This is a genomic window from Nocardia sp. NPDC047038 (genome assembly GCF_040644075.1).
Classification (GTDB): domain Bacteria; phylum Actinomycetota; class Actinomycetes; order Mycobacteriales; family Mycobacteriaceae; genus Nocardia; species Nocardia sichangensis.
The window spans coordinates 552712-569498 of sequence record NZ_JBEYVQ010000001.1 but is presented as its reverse complement, the minus strand read 5'-3'; the positions used below and the strand labels follow the sequence as shown (position 1 = coordinate 569498).

Here is a 16787-nt window from a genome sequence, read left to right as displayed (position 1 = left end):
GTCAGGACATCCCGGGGAGGAACTGGACCACGAGGTCGATGAGTTTGATGCCGAGGAACGGCGCGATGATGCCGCCGAGCCCGTAGACGGTCAGGTTGCGGCTCAACAGTTTCGACGCGTTCGACGGCCGGTAGCGCACACCGCGCAGCGCCAGCGGGATCAGCGCCACGATGACGACCGCGTTGAAGATCACCGCGGACAGGATCGCCGACTGCGGACTGGACAGCCGCATGACGTTGAGCAGGTCCAGGCCGGGAAACAGCGTCACGAACAGGGCGGGGATGATCGCGAAGTACTTGGCGATGTCGTTGGCGATGGAGAACGTCGTCAGCGCGCCACGCGTGATGAGCAGTTGCTTGCCGATCTCGACGATCTCGATCAATTTGGTCGGATCGGAATCCAGATCCACCATGTTGCCCGCCTCTTTGGCGGCCGACGTGCCGGTGTTCATCGCGACGCCCACATCGGCCTGCGCCAGCGCGGGCGCGTCGTTGGTGCCGTCGCCGGTCATCGCGACCAGCCGTCCGCCCTCCTGCTCCCGTTTGATCAGCGCCAGCTTGTCCTCCGGCGTCGCCTCGGCGAGGAAGTCGTCGACCCCCGCCTCGTCCGCGATCGCCTTCGCGGTCAACGGGTTGTCGCCGGTGATCATCACCGTGCGGATGCCCATGCTGCGCATCTCGTCGAACCGCTCGCGCATGCCCTGCTTCACCACATCCTTGAGGTGGATCACGCCGAGCACCCGGGCGGCACCGCCGTCGACCTGGCCGACGACCAGCGGCGTGCCGCCCGCGGCGGAGATGCCGTCGACGGCGGCGCCGAGTTCCGCCGGCACCGAACCACCCTGCGCTCGCACCCATTCGGTGACCGCGCTCGCCGCGCCCTTGCGCAGCAGACGGCCCTCGACGTCGACGCCGGACATCCGGGTCTGCGCGGTGAACTCCACCCACCGCGCGTGGCTCAGCTCGCCCGGTGTGCGCTCCCGCAGGCCGTAGGCCTGTTTGGCGTAGACCACGACCGAGCGGCCCTCCGGAGTCTCGTCGGCCAGGCTGGAAAGCTGTGCGGCGTCGGCCAGTTCCGCCTTGCTCACGCCGGGCGCCGGGACGAAGTCCGCCGCCTGGCGGTTGCCGAGCGTGATGGTGCCGGTCTTGTCCAGCAGCAAGGTGTTCACGTCTCCGGCCGCCTCGACGGCCCGCCCGGACATGGCGAGCACATTGCGCTGCACCAGGCGATCCATGCCCGCGATCCCGATCGCCGACAGCAGCGCGCCGATGGTGGTAGGGATCAGGCACACCAGCAACGAGACCAGCACGATGCCGGTGACGCCGTGCGCGTCCAGCGCCACGGTGTCCGGCACGCCCGGATTGTTCGACTTGCTGAAGATCGCCATCGGCTGCAGCGTGACCACCGCGAAGACGAAGATGATCGTCAACGCCGCCAACAGGATGTTCAGCGCGATCTCGTTCGGGGTCTTCTGCCTGCTGGCCCCCTCCACCAGGGCGATCATCTTGTCGATGAAACTCTGCCCCGGTTCCTGCGTGATCCGGACGACGATCCGGTCCGACAGCACGGTGGTGCCGCCGGTCACCGCCGACCGGTCACCGCCGGATTCCCGGATCACCGGAGCGGATTCACCGGTGATCGCCGACTCGTCGACCGAGGCGATGCCTTCGACGACGTCGCCGTCACCGGGGATCACCTGCCCCGCCTCGACCACGACGTGATCACCGCGGCGCAAGTCCGGGGCCGCGACGCGCTCCTCGACCACCCGCGCGCCCGGCGACCACTCGACCAGTCGCCGCGCGACGGTGTCGGTCTTCGCCTTGCGCAGCGTGTCGGCCTGCGCCTTGCCGCGCCCCTCCGCGACGGCCTCGGCCAGGTTCGCGAAGATCACCGTGAGCCACAACCACACGACGATCGCCCAGGCGAAGAAGGTCGGGTCCGCCAGCGCGAGCACGGTCGACCACACCGCGCCCAGTTCGACGATCAGCATCACCGGGTTGCGCCACAGCGTGCGCGGATCGAGCTTGCGTACCGCGTCCGGCAACGAGGTCAGCAGCATCTTGGGGTCGAGCACGCCGTTCGGGACACTCTTGCCCCGTGGCCGCCCGGGCTCGGCCTGTGCCGAGACGTTCTCATCGATCGCGGGACTCGACATGTCAGTGGATTCCTTCGGCGAGCGGCCCGAGCGCCAGCGCGGGCAGGAAGGTGAGCGCGACCAGGATCACCGTTACGCCGACGACCATGCCGACGAACTGCGGACGATGGGTCGGCAGCGTGCCGATCGATGCGGGAGTGGTGCCCTGCCGCGCGAGCGAACCGGCCAGCGCGAGCACGAAGATGATCGGCAGGAAGCGCCCGAAGAGCATGGCCAGGCCCAGCGCGGTGTTGTACCACTCGGTGTTGCCGGTCAGGCCCGCGAAAGCGGAGCCGTTGTTGTTGGCGGCCGAGGTGAACGCGTAGAGCACCTCCGACAGTCCGTGCGGCCCGGAGTTGAGCATGCTCGCGCGCCGACCCGGAATCGCCATCGCGGCGGCCGTGCCGACCAGCACGATCAGCGGGCTGATCAGGAAGTACGACGCGGCCAATTTGATCTCGCGCGGTGTGATCTTCTTGCCCAAATACTCCGGGGTGCGACCGACCATGAGGCCCGCGACGAACACCGTGATCACCGCCAGGATCAGCATGCCGTACAGGCCCGACCCGGCGCCGCCCGGCGCGACCTCGCCCAACTGCATGTTGAACATCGTCATCAGACCGCCGAGGCTGGTGTAGGAATCGTGGAAGGAATCGACCGCGCCGGTGGAGGTCAGGGTGGTAGCACCGGCGAAGGTGGCCGAATTCGCCACACCGAACCGCTGTTCCACGCCCTCCATCGAGGAGCCGATCGCGGTCGGTACCGTGCCGTGGTGCTGGAGCTGGAACAGGTTGGTCAGCGTGACGCTGAGCAGTGCGATAGTCCCCATCACCGCGACGATCGCGTAGCCCTGCTTGCGGCTGCCCACCATCCGGCCGAAGGTGCGCGGCAGCGAAAAGCTGATCACGAGCAGCAGGAAGATCTCCACCCAGTTGGTCCAAGTGGCCGGGTTCTCGAACGGGTGCGCGGAGTTGGCGTTGTAGAAGCCGCCGCCGTTGGTGCCGAGTTCCTTGATCGCCTCTTGGCTGGCGACCGGGCCGCCCGTGATGGTCTGCTCGGTGCCGCCCAGCGTGTGCGCCACCTGGTCGTGCAGATGGAAGTTCTGGATCGCCCCGCCCGCCACCAGCACGAGGGCGAAGACGAAGGCGATCGGCAGCAGGATGCGCAGCGTGCCGCGCACCAGGTCCACCCAGAAGTTGCCGAGGTCACCGGTGTGCCTGCGAGCGAACCCGCGCACCAGCGCCACGGCCACCGCCATGCCGACCGCCGCCGAAACGAAGTTCTGTACGGCGAGCCCGGCCATCTGCACCAGGTTCCCTTGAGTGGATTCACCGGAGTAGTTCTGCCAGTTGGTGTTCGTCACGAAGCTGACCGCGGTGTTCCACGCCAGCGCGGGCGTCATCTCGGTGCCCGGATCGTTCAGGTGCAGGGGCAACCTGCCTTGCACGAGCTGGAAGAAGAAAAGGAAGAGAATGCCGACCGCCGAGAAGGCCAGCACACTCCGCGCGTACACGGGCCACGGCTGCTCGACTTCGGGATGCGCGCCTATCGCGCGATAGACGAGACGTTCGACGCGAGAATGCGCACGTCCCTCGTAGACCCGGTACATGTAGTCGCCCAGCGGCACGTGTACCAGCGCGAGCGCCGAGATCAGGGAGGCCACGAAGGCGATCCCCGCGGTTGTCGTGCTCACTCAGAACCTCTCGGGAAACAGCAGCGCCGCGACCAGGTAGACCGCGACGCCTGCGGCGAGAACGAGACCGATCAGGTTCGCGGTCACAACTTCTCCACCCCGCGCTGGATCAACCCCAGCAGCGCGAACGCCGCCACGGTGAGCGCGGTGAACACCACGACCGACATAGCTCGACAACCTCCATCCGCGCGCCGGGCTTCGGCGCGACAGAGCGAGTGAAGCGCCCCGATGGCGCGTCCGGTCGTTTCCTGACGACTTCTTGACGCACCGGCACCTGGCATTTGCGGTTCGTTGACGGGCCCGCGATGCCCGCAAGTATGGCGTCAAGGAACACGGGCGGACCGTCAACACACCGTAAAAATCGAGGTCGGCCCGCCTGGCGGCGGTAGAAGTGGAGAGCCGGCCAGGCGGGACGATTCCAGCGCGACCGGCGCCGGGAAGGAAGAGAGGATCGCAATGTCGGCAGTGATCTTTGTCGTCGCATTCGTCTGCTGCGCGCTGGTCATTCGCGCATTCGGCGCTCGTGCGCAGACGCCGCGGCTGCAACCGGTGCGGATCGAGACCGATGATGTGCGGCGGTGACGTGGGGCAGCGCGCCGGGACGACCCAGGGGTGTTCGGCCGGGGCGGCGCGACGCGCGATGATGAAGGCGTGAAACGCGGTCAGCTGCGTATCTACCTCGGCGCCGCGCCGGGAGTCGGCAAGACCTACGCCATGCTCGGCGAGGCGCACCGGCGACTGGAGCGCGGTCGCGACGTGGTGGCCGCGGTAGTCGAAACACACGGCAGGGAGAAAACCGCGGAATTGCTCGATGGCATCGAACGCATCCCCCCGAAGCTGATCGAATATCGCGGTAGCACGTACCAGGAAGTCGACGTCGAGGCGGTGTTGCGCCGCGCCCCCGCGGTGGTGCTGGTCGACGAGCTGGCGCACACCAACGTGCCCGGCAGCACGCACGAGAAGCGCTGGCAGGACGTGGCACAGCTGCTCGACGCGGGGATCGACGTGATCTCCACGGTCAACGTGCAGCATCTGGAGAGCCTCAACGACGTCGTGGAGCAGATCACCGGCATCCAGCAGCGCGAAACGGTGCCCGACGCCGTGGTGCGCGGGGCGGACCAGGTGGAGTTGGTCGACATCACGCCGGAAGCATTGCGGCGCAGGCTCTCCCACGGCAACGTGTACGCCGCCGAGCGGATCGACGCCGCGCTGCGCAACTACTTCCGCGCGGGAAACCTCACCGCGCTGCGCGAACTGGCGCTGCTGTGGCTGGCCGATCAGGTCGACGCCGCGCTCGCCAAGTACCGGGCCGACCACAAGATCACCGAACTGTGGGAGGCGCGCGAGCGCGTCGTGGTGGCGGTGACCGGCGGTCCGGAATCGGAGACGATCGTGCGCCGGGCCGGTCGGATCGCCACCAAATCCAGCGCCGACCTGGTGGTCGTGCACGTGGTGCGCGGCGACGGCCTGGCCGGGGTCTCCACCGAGCGGCTGGCCCGGCTGCGCGAGCTGGCGGCCAGCCTGGACGCCTCCCTGCACACCGTCACCGGCGAGGACGTGCCCACCGCCCTGCTCGAGTTCGCCCGAGAGGCGAACGCCACCCAGCTGGTGCTCGGCACCTCCCGTCGCTCGCGGTGGGCGCGCATCTTCGATGAGGGCATCGGCTCCACGGTGGTGCAACGCTCCGGCAAGATCGACGTGCACATGGTGACGCACGAGGAGGCCCACCGCGGATTCCGGTACGCGGCCCTGCATCCGCGCCGCCCGGTGGCGGCGTGGCTCGCCGCCGTCGCCGTACCGGCCCTGGTGTGCGCGCTGAGCGCCGCCTACCTCGACGAGGTGCTGGATCTCGGCGGCATCAGCGCCGTGTTCGTGGTGGGCGTGGTCGCTGTCGCGCTGCTCGGCGGCGTCGTACCCGCCTCCTTCTCGGCGCTGCTGTCGGGCCTGCTGCTGAACTGGTTCTTCGCGCCACCCCGCTACAGCCTGACCATCGCCGAGCCGAACAGCTTCATCACCGTGGTGGTGCTGCTCATCGTCGCCGTCGCGGTGGCCGCGCTGGTCGATCTGGCCGCGAAGCGAACCGCGCAGGCGCGCAAGGCCTCCCGGCAAGCCGAACTGCTGACCATGTTCTCCGGCGCGATCCTGCACGGCGCGGATCTGCCCCGGCTGCTGGAACAGATCAGGGAGGTGTTCGGGCAGCGCGCGGTCGCCCTGGTGTCGGGTGACCAGGTCCTCGCCGAGGTGGGAGTGGGCCCACCGCGGCGGCCCTCCGACGCGGACACCGTGGTCGAGGCGGGCGATGCCGTGCACTGGTTGCTGCTGGCCGGCCGCCCGCTGGCGGCCGCCGACCGTCCGGTGCTGAACGCGGTCACCAACCAGGCCGTCGCTCTGGTCCGGCAGGCTCGCCTGGCCGAGGAGGCCAGCGCCGCCGCGGCCCTGCTGGAGGCCGATCGCCTGCGGCGGGCGTTGCTCTCGGCGGTCGGCCATGACCTGCGCACCCCGCTGGCAGGCGCCAAAGCGGCGGTTTCCAGCCTGCGCAGCGACGACATCGAGTTCTCCCCGGAGGACACCGCCGAACTGCTGGAGACCATCGAGGAGTCGGTGGATCAGCTCACCGCGCTGGTCGGCAATCTGCTCGACTCCTCCCGGCTCGCGGTCGGCGTGGTCACGCCGCAGGTGCGGCGGGTCTACCTGGACGAGGCGGTGCACCGCGCGCTGGTGAGCGTCGGGATGGGTGCGCGCGGGCTGCGGCGCGCGGCGATGGACCGGGTGCGGGTCGAGGTCGGCGACGTCTCGGTGCTCGCCGACAGCGGCCTGCTGGAACGGGTGCTGGCCAATCTGATCGACAACGCGCTGCGGCACGCCCCACGCGCGGGCACGGTCCGGGTCACCGCCGAACGCGCGGGCGACCGGGTCGCGATCGCGGTCGTCGACACCGGTCCCGGCGTACCGCACGGCACCGAGGAGCAATTGTTCGAGCCTTTCCAGCGGCGCGGCGACCGGGACAACACGACCGGCGTCGGGCTCGGCCTGTCGGTGGTGCGCGGGTTCGTCGAAGCGATGGGCGGCACCGTGCACGCCGAGCCCACACCCGGTGGAGGATTGACCATGCTGGTCGACTTGCCCGGCGGCGAGGCACCGGACGCGAACGGCACGGGCGTGGCACACGAGACGACGAGCGCGGGTGAGTGAGGTGTCCGCGACGACACAGGAGGCGGCGGTTGTGACGAAGACGCCCGATGCGGTGGCGACGAAGGTGCTCGTGGTCGACGACGAACCGCAGATCGTGCGCGCGTTGCGAATAAATCTCTCGGTCCGCGGCTACGAGGTGATCACCGCGGCGACCGGCAGCGCGGGCCTGCGCGCGGCCGCCGACCGGCATCCGGACGTCGTGATCCTCGATCTCGGCCTGCCCGACATGGACGGCATCGAGGTGCTCGCCGGATTGCGCGGCTGGACCTCGGCGCCGGTGATCGTGCTGTCGGCGCGGACGGATTCCGCCGACAAGGTCGAGGCGCTCGACGCGGGGGCCGACGACTACGTCACCAAACCGTTCGGCATGGACGAACTGCTGGCCCGGCTGCGCGCCGCGGTCCGGCGCGGCGTCGCCGATCCCGATGCCTCGGCGCCGGTGGTGACCACCGACTCGTTCACCGTCGACCTGGCCGCCAAGAAGGTCACCAAGCGCGGCGAGACGGTGCACCTGACCCCCACCGAGTGGGGCATGCTCGAAATGCTGGTGCGCAATCGCGGCAAGCTGGTCGGGCGGCGCGAGCTGCTGCGGGAGGTGTGGGGCCCGTCGTACGCCACCGAGACCCATTACCTTCGGGTCTATCTGGCGCAACTGCGCCGCAAACTGGAGGACGATCCGTCACGCCCCAAGCACCTGCTCACCGAGGCGGGCATGGGATACCGGTTCCAGGAGTAATCCCGGCCACGGTCCGCCGACCGCGCGGAATGGCCCGTCCTCGCGCGGCGTTGCCAGGCCCGCGAACTGATTGCGACGACAATGGCAGGATCGAACCCATGGCTGAACAGACCGCTACACCCGTCACCGCCCCCGCGGCGCCGAGCGCGCCGGAGCCGACCACGTTGTGGGTCGAGCGCACCGGGACCAGGGCCTACACCGGCCGCAGCTCCCGCGGCGCCGAGGTCCTGATCGGTTCGCAGGGCGTCCCCGGTGTGTTCACCCCCGGCGAGCTGCTGAAGATCGCGCTCGCCGCCTGCTCCGGCCTGAGCGCGGACTTCCCCCTGTCGCGCAAACTCGGCGACAACTTCGACGCCACCATTCGCGTCTCCGGCGACGCCGACCGGGAGAACGAGGTCTACCCGCAGCTGGACGAGGTGTTCGAACTCGACCTCAGCGACCTCGACGAGGAGGCTCGTGAACGGTTGCTGGTCACCGTGCAGCGCGCGATCGACAAGGTCTGCACCGTGGGGCGGACGTTGAAAGCGGGATCGAAGGTGACGCTGTCGTTCGACATCGAGGCCTGATGGACGAGGCCGTTCGGTTGAGCGCCTGGGTGCACGGACTGGTCCAGGGTGTCGGTTTCCGCTGGTGGACCCGGTCCCGCGCGCTCGAACTGGGACTGGCCGGGCATGCGACGAATGCCAGGGACGGCCGCGTGCACGTGGTCGCCGAAGGTCCGCGACCGGCTTGCGAGCGGTTGCTGGCCCTCTTGCGTTCCGAGGACACACCTGGTCAGGTCAGGTTGGTTGTGGAAAGCTGGGAGCCCGCGCGGGGTGATTTGACCGGTTTCGAGGAGCGGTAGTGGTGGTTCGGGCGACGAGGGGGGCGCAGCGATGAGCACGCGAGATCCGGGTGACGAGCGCCGGGACGAGCCCGAGCGGCCGTCCGGCCCACAGCGCCCGGCCGAGGACCGGCAACCGCCGACGCCGACGTCCCCCGATGAACAGGACAGGTCGGCACCCGCCACCGGTGGCGCCGACCGATCGACCCCCACGTCCGCATCGGGTGACGCCGATCAGCCCGAAAACGACTGGTCGACGCCCACTTCGGTGCCATCGAGCGGGGCCGGTCCCGGCGATCGGCCGACCGCCGCGCCCCCTCCTCGCCCCGGCAGTATCCAACGCCAAGAAGCGGGCGTGACCCGCCCCCGCCCGCCCACGGTGGCCGAGGCACGAGCGCGCGACAAGGCGCGTAAGCGCGCCGAGGAAGTCCAGCGCGCGGCCGCCGCGGCCGAGGAGGCCAAGAAGCGCACTCGCAAACGCGTCATGATCGGCGGTGTCGCCATCGTCGGCGTCGCCGCCCTGGTCGGCGGTGGCTATCTGGCCTATCGCGCCTTGGCTGCCCCTGACCGGGTCACGGCCCAGTGCATGAAAATCGAGAACGGCCAAGAAATCGTGGTCGACGACTCCTACTGCGGCGACGGCCGTCCTGGCTTCGTCAACGACACCGGCATCAATCCCGGTTTGATCATCCTCGGCGGCGGGCCGCAGTACCGCTACTACTACGGGGGCACCGGCACGATCGGCAAACCGCCCGTCGGCGGCACCACGATCAAGCCGAAGAGCGCCGAGATCAAGACCAAGAGCGGCACCACCATCCAGCGCGGCGGCCTGGGTAGCAAGAGCGGCGGAGGATCGTAGATGCGGCGTGTACGGGATACGCCCCGGCCGGGCTGGCAGCAGATCATCGAGAGCCAAGGCCTGGTCTACGGTGCCCCGGGGCGGGACGCGAGCGGTCAGCCGCGGCCGTACTGGGACGAGTCGGTGCACTACGAGTTCGAGATGTCGGAGATCCTCGCCTTGGAGGCCGACGTCGAACTCCTGCACTCGATGTGCCTGAACGCGGTGGAGCACATCGTGCTCACCGAGCGGTACGCCGATTTCGGCCTGCCCGAATGGAGTTGGGGCCCGATCGCCGAATCCTGGCGGCGTTCCGATCCGCACGTGTACGGGCGTTTCGACCTGCGCTACGACGCACGGCGTCCGGCGAAACTACTGGAGTACAACGCCGACACGCCGACCTCGCTGCTGGAGGCGGCCATCGTGCAGTGGCACTGGCTGACCGACCGCTACCCCGGCGGCGACCAGTGGAACTCGTTGCACGAGAAGCTGGTCGAGCGGTGGGGCGAGTTGCGCGACGTGCTGCCCACGTCGCAGCTGCACTTCAGCTGGTCCGGTGCGGACGCCACCGGCGAGGACAACGTCACCACCGCCTACCTGCAGGAGACCGCGGCCGAGGCCGGTTTCGACACCATCGCGCTGCCGATCGAGGAGATCGGATTCGATTCCGAGCTGGAGCGTTTCGTCGACCTGGCGGAGGCTCCGATGGAGGCGGTCTTCAAGCTCTACCCGTGGGAATGGGTGCTCGACGACGATTTCGGCAAGCGCGTCGTGGACAGCCTGCCGGAGACCATGTGGATCGAACCGCTGTGGAAGACGCTGCTGAGCAACAAGGCGATCCTGGCGGTGCTGTGGGAGATGTACCCGGGTCACCCGAATCTGCTGCCCGCCTACCTCGACCAACCCAACGAGCTCACCGAGTACATCCGCAAACCGAAGCTGGGACGCGAGGGCGCCAACATGACGATCGTCGGCGCCGGACTGGAGACCGCGACCGGCGGCGTCTACGGCGAGGAAGGCTACGTGTACCAACTGCTCGATCCGCTCCCGGAATTCGATGACATGCGTCCGGTGCTCGGCGCGTGGATCGTCGGCGACGCCGCGGCGGGGCTGGGTATCCGCGAGACCGCGGGACTGATCACCGACGACGGCTCCGCATTCGTCCCGCATCGCATCGCCACCGACTGAGCATCGTCACCGTCAAGCACGAACCCATCTCGGCCGCATGCCGATCCATCTCGGAAGGATCAAGATGACCGCAGTCGCCCTGGAATCGGGGTACTGGAACTCGCTCGGCGAGGGCGTGGGCGCGATCGTCCTCTATGCCCTCGTCGGCTTGGTGCTCATGCTCGTCGGCTTCTACGCCATCGACCTGACCACGCCGGGCAAGCTGCGCAAGCTGGTGGTGGCGGGCAAGCCGAACGCCGTCATCGTCACCGCGGCGGGCATGATCAGCATGGCGTTCATCGTCGTGCTCGCCATCTTCGCCGTGGGCGGCGGCGGCAAGCTCTCCGAGGGCCTGATCGCCGCCCTGGTGTTCGGCCTGGTCGGCATTGTCGCGCAGGTCATCTCGGTGCGCGTCATCGAACGGGCGCTCGGCATCGACATCGGCGCCGCGCTGCACGCCGACACCTACACCACCGAGGTGCTCGTGGTGGCGGCCGCGCATTTCGCGCTCGGGCTCGTGGTCGCCTTCGCGATCCTGTAGGCGGCGTCACGGCGGTGCGTGGTGTCGGCAGGACGCTCGGTGCCCTGCCGACACCGCGTTCCGGAGTGCGGCCGATGGTTCAGTGCTCGTCGCCGTGGGCGAGACAGTACGCCGCCGCCGCGAGATATTGGCGGCACTCCGGGCCGTGACCGGCGTGCACGCTGCGAATGAACAAGGCGCGATCCATGTCGAGATCCGTCGACGGCTCCGCGGAACAGTCCCGGTACCGGGTCCGCCACAGATCCTGTATGTCCAGCGATGTCTGCATCGTGCACCTCCCGTGCTGCGTATCAGTGCGAGAAGGCTTGCAATGTCCTTATATCGGGGGCATACCCGCTCCCGACCCGCGGCAATCGGTGCGGGTCATCGGGTCACCAACCGCCAGTCGTCGGGCAAGCGCGCCGCGGTGATCTGCGCGCCTTCTGCCTCGAGGTCGACGGTGGTCGCACCGAGCCGCAGCGCGCGCAGCGACACCTTGCCCCACCGCGCGGGCAGCTGCGGTCGAACGGTGAGCGTCCTGGTCGGCGCGTCGGGATCGAGCCCGAGGAACGCGCGCACCAGCAACAGCGGCGCCGCGCTGGCCCACGCCTGCGGCGAGCAGGACGTCGGATACGGCACGGGCGTGGCGAATCGAGACCGAGGGAAGCCGCAGAACAGCTCCGGCAGGCGTCCGTCGAACACCGCGGCCGCGTCCAACAAGCCGGTGGCCAGCCGAGTGGCCAGCTCCACCGCGCCGGGAACGTGCCGGTAGCGCAGCAGCCCCGCCACCGCGATCGCCGTATCGTGCGGCCAGACCGAGCCGCAGTGATAGCTCATCGGGTTGTAGGCGCCCATGTTCGACGCCAGCGTGCGCAACCCGAAGCCGGAATCCATCTCCGGGGCCGCCATCCGCGACACCAGCTCCGCCGCGTGCTCGTCGGTGGCGATGCCCGACCAGAGGCAGTGCGCTACATTGCTGGTCAGCGCGTCGACCTGGCGCTTGCCGCCATCCAGCGCCACGGCATACCAGCCGCGATCGGGCAGCCAGAACTGTTCGGCGAACTTGACGCGCAACTCCGCGGCGCGTTCGCGTAGCTGGCCGGCCAGCCGCAAGTCGTCGAAAGCCTCTGCCAGTTCGGCCCTGGCCAGCAGCGCGGCGTGCACGTATCCTTGCACCTCGCACAGGGCGATGGGCGCTTCGGCGATATGGCCGGTGGCGTCGTTGATTCCGTCGAAGCTGTCCTTCCAGCCCTGGTTGACCAGGCCGCGATCGGTGGCGCGGCGGTACTCGACGAAGCCGTCGCCGTCCCGGTCGCCGTAGTCGGTGATCCAGTGCAGCGCGGCGTCGGCGGCGGGCAGCAGGTGCCGGATCGCCTCCGGGTCGGCGCCCCAGCGATGACATTCGGCCAGCAGCATCACGAACAGCGGTGTGGCGTCGGCAGTTCCGTAGTAGATGTGGCCGCCGAACACCTGTCCGCCCGCGGGGCCGCGGCGCATCTCGTGCATGATGCGGCCGGGTTCCTCCTCGGTGAGCGGGTTCACGTCCTGCCCTTGCAGTTCCGCCAACTGTTGCAGCGTGCCCAGCGCGAGATCGATCTCCAGCGGCAGCGCCATCCACGCGGTGAGCAGGCTGTCGCGGCCGAACAGGGTCATGAACCACGGTGCGCCCGCGGCGACGAAAGGCCGCGCGTCGCCGGATTCGTCGTGCATCTGCAAGGCGCCCAAGTCGCTCTCGGTGCGGCGCAGCACCCGGGTGAGCGCCGGATCGGAGGCGGCGATGTCGGTGGCGGTGTCGCGCCACGCCTCGATCTTGCGGCCCGGCGCGCTGACGTTGTAGTGCTCGCCCGGCGAGATCGCCTGGAAACGCTGGTTGCCCACGGTCGGCTGGGCGATGATCTCGGCCTGCCAGCATTCGCCGACCGGCACGATCACCCGCCACAGCAGCGAACCGGGCATCACCTCGGGCTCCACGGTCGCCGAGATCGAGATGCCCCGGCTGCGGTCGGCGTGATCGTGCAGCACCAGTTCCCCGTCGGCGACCGTCACGTCCGCCCGCCCGTGTCCTGCGCGTCCTTCCTTCACCGCGAACAGGTCGACGAAGTCGGCGTCCACATGCAGTTCCAGCAGCACCGCGGTGGGCTCGCGGCCCATGTTCTCCAACGTGATCAGCTCGTGCATGCCGTCGGCCACGATCCGTTCGCGCACCACCAGCAACGTGCTGTCGGCCAGGCCCGCCTGCGGGGGCCTGCGCAACACGAACCTGGCGGCGAACGCCTCCGGACTGAGCACCGAAAGCGACTCGGCGGGTTTGCCGTTCACCAGCAACTCCCAGCGCGACAGCACGCGGGCGTCCCGGAAGAACAAGCCGTGCGGCTTACCCGGTTCGACGTCGCCGAGCCGATTGGACAGGCAGAAGGTGCCGCCTTCCACCAGGGTCACCGAGCCGCACCCCCCGAACCCGGTGGACTCACCGGAGTTCAGGGGGGCGGGGCTCACCGGTACGGAATCGGTCACGCCAAGCCGCTCGCCGCGATCCGGATCGGCGAGGCGGGCGCCGGGTCGTCGAGCGGCGTGGTCACGGCCGCCGCGGTGTCGAGCGGCACCGCGCCGGACCGCTTCTTGGAGCGCAGGACCCGGCGATACACCTGCTCGTACCCGAAACCGAGCGTGTCGGAGCCGAACTTGGCCTGCACGTGCGCCCGGCAGGCGTACGGATCCAGCGCCCTGACCTCTTCGATGGCCGCGGGCAATTCGGCGGGATCCTCACAGATCCGGCCGGTTACGCCGTCGACGATCACCTCGGACACCGCCCCGCCGCGCAGCGCGACCACCGGCGTGCCACAGACCATGGATTCGATCATCACCATGCCGAACGGTTCCTCCCAGCGGATCGGGAACAACAGGCAACGCGCGTTCGCAAGCAGCTTACGCTTGGCCGTCGCGTCGGCGAGACCGAACACGTGATCGTTTTCCGTCAGCAGCGGTCGCACCTTCTCCTCGAAATAGGCCTGCTCGGGACGCTCGCTGCACTTGCCGGCCAGCACCAGCGGGATACCCGCGGCATGCGCGGCTTCCAGCGCCAAGTGCGGGGCCTTGCACTCGTTGAACCGCCCGAGGAACAGCGCGTAGTCGTCCTTCTCGACGCGGAACGGCCAATCGTCGACGTGCAGTGCGTTGTGCACCCGTCCGGACCAGTTGAGACCCTGCGCGAGCTCGCGCTGGCGGTCGCTGATCGCCACCAAGGCGACCTCGTCGCCCAGATCCTGGTAGTAGCGGTAGATATCGTCCTCCACCGGCCCGTGGACGGTCAGCACCGTCGGAAGGCCCATGTTCTGGAAGACGGTCGCGTTCAGCGGCCCCGCGAACGTGTGGTCGTGCACCAGGTCCACACCGGAAGTGGCCGCGAGGTTCTCGATCGCGCGGCGCACCCGCAACGCGTGCACGACCTCGGGAAACGGCTCTCCGAGGCGTTCGGGCAGCGCCCGGTCCCACACCGGCACGAACTTGGCCTTCGTCCCCGGCTCCCCCGCGCCCAACAGCGTGACGTCGTGGCCGCGAGCCACCAGCGCGTCGACCAGATCGGCCACCACGGCCTCGACGCCGCCGTATGCCTTGGGCGGGACGTCGAAGTACGGTGGCACGACCATCGCGATGCGAAACGGGCCGCTGGAACGATCTGTCGACAAGTAGTCGGACGACGGCATCTCCAGATCGGACGACGCCTGCGCGGAAATCGGCACGGAAAGCGCGCTCATGACCCTCCTTCCAGGGACAACCAAGTAGCACTCGCATTCACCCAGCACTCGGAGTACCGGGCGCCGAACTGAACTAAGTGGCCCCCGCGGCGGAGGTGAAGACCTAGCTGCACCGCCGTCCATGGGGCTTGGTTGGCCTGGTCACGCGGTCGGCATGATCAGGGGGGCCGAGTGGGAGGTACCTCAGGGGGTGCCGTTCAAACCAAACAGTTCGGGAAAAATCCCCTCCCGCAGCGTTCGTTCGGCTACCGATGGGTAGTCCGGTGGCCCCGCGTTGTCCGCCGGGCCATGGGAACGACGTCCGGGGTCACTGATCCGGCAGGCAGCGACCGGGATCGGGCAGGTCGGCACACGGCGCGTTGCCGTGCGCGCGCAGCACCTCTTTGCCGGTCTGATCGGTCAGGAAGTGCAGGAAGCTCGCGGCGAGCGACCCACCGGGCAACTCGCCGTTGCTGTAGGCGTACTCGACGCCCCACAAGGGATAGGCGCGCCGCACGGCGGCGTCCCGGCTCGCGCCGACGCCCTCGATCGCGATGGTCGGCAGACCGGCTCCGACGGCCTCGGAGAATTCCGAATAGCCGATGGCCCCTGGTATTTCGGCCACCGCTTTGCGCATGTCGGCGGTGACCTGCACCTCGCACTGCGCGGGCGCGGTGACGACCGTGCCCTTCAACGCCGTGCAGCTCACGTGCGGGCGCTCCGGCTGCGTGCCGCCGAGCAGCCTGCGTTCGAAGATGGTGCGCGTGCCCGAACCGGGTATGCGGTTGACCAGCACCACCGGCAAGTCCGGACCGCCCACCTCGCGCCAGTTGCCGATCCTGCCCCGGAACAGATCCTGGATCTGGGCGGCGGTGAGATCGCGGACACCGACGCCGGGATGCGCGATCATGGTGAACAGCGACAACGCCAGCGGCCGGTGCACCAGTGTCGGATAGCCGCCGCCCTTCGCACCGTCGGTGACGGCGAGCAACCCGGGATTGCCCGCGCCTTCTTCGGCGAGCCGGTCCAGTCCGCGCTCGGATCCTTCGAAGCCGTAGGTGAAATCGGCGCCGGCGCAACTCTTCCGATACTGCTCGGCGGCGTCTTCGATCACCTGGGCGAACGCCGAAGACCCGATCACGGTCAGTTTGCCGGAGGCGCACTCCAGCGGCATCGGCGACGGCTCCAGCGCGGACACCACCAACTGGACGACGATCACCAGCACCAAGAAGACCGTGAGCGCGACCATCATCAGGGAAACGCCGGTGCGGCTGCGGGTCTCGGTGATCCGCCCGCCTTTGATGCCGCCGCGCAACGCCGGCGGCGGGTATTCGCCAACGCCCTCCGAACGCTGCAGGATCGCCAGAATCTTGTAGTGATCGCCGGGGGCGAGCGGCACCTTCGGCAGGTCGATCACACCGATGTGCCCGCCGGTGTCCTCGCGCACCGCGATGCCGGAATCGGCGTCGAGGTTGTCGGCCAACGCGGGATCGCTGAGTTCGTTCACCGCCATGCCGATCACGCGGCGCTGCGGAAAACGCAGATGCAGGCCGATCCGCGCGGCTTCCGGCGCTTTGTAGTCGTGGCTGTCGATGGTCGTGATGCCGCTGTTCTCGACGCGCACCAGAACGACCGAGATGTCCTTCAGGTCCGGACTGGCGCCGTCGAGCGAGGGACGCAGTTGCGGGAGCACACCGGGAAACACCGATTCGATCTCACCGGTGACCGGCGTATCCATCTGCACCCGATAGCCCAGGCGCCTGCGGCCGGCGAAGACGAACTCCCACAGGAACGCGCCGATGGGCACCGCGATACCGATGAGCGCGAGTACGATTTCGAGCGGAAAGTCGCCCACCAGTTGATCCCACCCCTAGCGATTCGTGTGACCCTTATTCTGTGCCGCAATAGCCTTCGGGCACAGGCGAAGTCGTATTGTTCGATACAAGTTAA

General features: G+C 68.7%; 15 protein-coding genes. 8 read left to right on the top strand and 7 right to left on the bottom strand.

All coding sequences use genetic code 11. The features are described 5' to 3' along the window. Window position 1: 1 nt before the first annotated feature. From kdpB to kdpF, 3 genes are read right to left on the bottom strand one after another with little or no spacing between them, the layout of a single operon-like run. Window positions 2-2155: a potassium-transporting ATPase subunit KdpB gene (gene kdpB / locus ABZ824_RS02700; RefSeq protein ID WP_356961269.1), complete on the bottom strand. Its 2154-nt coding sequence runs from the start codon at window positions 2153-2155 to the stop codon at window positions 2-4. Window position 2156: 1 nt separating this feature from the next. After that, complete coding sequence (kdpA, locus tag ABZ824_RS02695) at window positions 2157-3827, bottom strand: potassium-transporting ATPase subunit KdpA (protein ID WP_356961268.1); 1671 nt, start codon at window positions 3825-3827, stop codon at window positions 2157-2159. Continuing rightward, a complete protein-coding gene (gene kdpF, locus ABZ824_RS02690) occupies window positions 3828-3914 on the bottom strand; it encodes a K(+)-transporting ATPase subunit F (protein ID WP_195128160.1) in 87 nt (28 codons plus the stop codon). A gap of 369 nt (window positions 3915-4283) precedes the next feature. Between kdpF and ABZ824_RS02685 the strand changes: the two genes are divergently transcribed. The 8 genes from ABZ824_RS02685 to ABZ824_RS02650 all read left to right on the top strand — a co-directional run bounded on the left by ABZ824_RS02685 (window position 4284) and on the right by ABZ824_RS02650 (window position 11124). Next, window positions 4284-4409 carry a hypothetical protein gene (locus ABZ824_RS02685; protein WP_356961266.1) on the top strand — a complete coding sequence of 42 codons (126 nt, stop codon included), beginning with the start codon at window positions 4284-4286 and terminating at the stop codon, window positions 4407-4409. Between the two features lie 69 nt (window positions 4410-4478). Then, a complete protein-coding gene (locus ABZ824_RS02680; RefSeq protein WP_356961265.1) occupies window positions 4479-7019 on the top strand; it encodes a sensor histidine kinase KdpD in 2541 nt (846 codons plus the stop codon). A gap of 31 nt (window positions 7020-7050) precedes the next feature. Continuing rightward, the gene (locus ABZ824_RS02675) at window positions 7051-7755 is read left to right on the top strand and encodes a response regulator (RefSeq protein WP_356961263.1); all 705 of its coding nucleotides are present in this window, start codon (window positions 7051-7053) and stop codon (window positions 7753-7755) included. A 98-nt stretch (window positions 7756-7853) separates the two neighbouring features. Continuing rightward, window positions 7854-8321, top strand: coding sequence for an OsmC family protein (locus ABZ824_RS02670; protein ID WP_356961262.1), 468 nt, complete (start codon window positions 7854-7856; stop codon window positions 8319-8321). Further along, window positions 8321-8599, top strand: coding sequence for an acylphosphatase (locus tag ABZ824_RS02665; RefSeq protein WP_355069847.1), 279 nt, complete (start codon window positions 8321-8323; stop codon window positions 8597-8599). Before ABZ824_RS02670 ends, ABZ824_RS02665 begins: the two co-directional genes overlap by 1 nt. A gap of 334 nt (window positions 8600-8933) precedes the next feature. After that, window positions 8934-9437: a hypothetical protein gene (locus ABZ824_RS02660; RefSeq protein ID WP_355069846.1), complete on the top strand. Its 504-nt coding sequence runs from the start codon at window positions 8934-8936 to the stop codon at window positions 9435-9437. Beyond that, the gene (locus tag ABZ824_RS02655) at window positions 9438-10604 is read left to right on the top strand and encodes a glutathionylspermidine synthase family protein (protein ID WP_356961260.1); all 1167 of its coding nucleotides are present in this window, start codon (window positions 9438-9440) and stop codon (window positions 10602-10604) included. Window positions 10605-10668: 64 nt separating this feature from the next. Further along, on the top strand, window positions 10669-11124 hold the full coding sequence (locus ABZ824_RS02650; RefSeq protein ID WP_355069843.1) for a DUF350 domain-containing protein: 456 nt from the start codon (window positions 10669-10671) through the stop codon (window positions 11122-11124). Between the two features lie 79 nt (window positions 11125-11203). Here ABZ824_RS02650 and ABZ824_RS02645 read toward each other — a convergent pair whose 3' ends face one another. From ABZ824_RS02645 to ABZ824_RS02630, 4 genes are all read right to left on the bottom strand, one after another. Next, window positions 11204-11392: a hypothetical protein gene (locus ABZ824_RS02645; protein ID WP_039799555.1), complete on the bottom strand. Its 189-nt coding sequence runs from the start codon at window positions 11390-11392 to the stop codon at window positions 11204-11206. A 95-nt stretch (window positions 11393-11487) separates the two neighbouring features. Continuing rightward, on the bottom strand, window positions 11488-13599 hold the full coding sequence (locus ABZ824_RS02640) for a glycogen debranching N-terminal domain-containing protein (RefSeq protein WP_355070982.1): 2112 nt from the start codon (window positions 13597-13599) through the stop codon (window positions 11488-11490). A 14-nt stretch (window positions 13600-13613) separates the two neighbouring features. Continuing rightward, window positions 13614-14807, bottom strand: a complete 1194-nt coding sequence (locus ABZ824_RS02635) for a glycosyltransferase family 4 protein (protein WP_355070981.1) — start codon at window positions 14805-14807, stop codon at window positions 13614-13616. A 358-nt stretch (window positions 14808-15165) separates the two neighbouring features. After that, window positions 15166-16692, bottom strand: a complete 1527-nt coding sequence (locus ABZ824_RS02630; protein ID WP_356961259.1) for a substrate-binding domain-containing protein — start codon at window positions 16690-16692, stop codon at window positions 15166-15168. Window positions 16693-16787: the final 95 nt, after the last annotated feature.

What these genes read in the sequence shown, in the direction of transcription:
- ABZ824_RS02665 (WP_355069847.1), top strand. Translation starts at nt 8,321, where the DNA reads ATGGACGAGGCCGTTCGGTTGAGCGCCTGGGTGCACGGACTGGTCCAG.
- kdpB (WP_356961269.1), bottom strand. Translation starts at nt 2,155, where the DNA reads ATGTCGAGTCCCGCGATCGATGAGAACGTCTCGGCACAGGCCGAGCCC.
- ABZ824_RS02635 (WP_355070981.1), bottom strand. Translation starts at nt 14,807, where the DNA reads ATGCCGTCGTCCGACTACTTGTCGACAGATCGTTCCAGCGGCCCGTTT.
- ABZ824_RS02655 (WP_356961260.1), top strand. Translation starts at nt 9,438, where the DNA reads ATGCGGCGTGTACGGGATACGCCCCGGCCGGGCTGGCAGCAGATCATC.
- ABZ824_RS02685 (WP_356961266.1), top strand. Translation starts at nt 4,284, where the DNA reads ATGTCGGCAGTGATCTTTGTCGTCGCATTCGTCTGCTGCGCGCTGGTC.
- ABZ824_RS02645 (WP_039799555.1), bottom strand. Translation starts at nt 11,392, where the DNA reads ATGCAGACATCGCTGGACATACAGGATCTGTGGCGGACCCGGTACCGG.
- ABZ824_RS02650 (WP_355069843.1), top strand. Translation starts at nt 10,669, where the DNA reads ATGACCGCAGTCGCCCTGGAATCGGGGTACTGGAACTCGCTCGGCGAG.
- ABZ824_RS02670 (WP_356961262.1), top strand. Translation starts at nt 7,854, where the DNA reads ATGGCTGAACAGACCGCTACACCCGTCACCGCCCCCGCGGCGCCGAGC.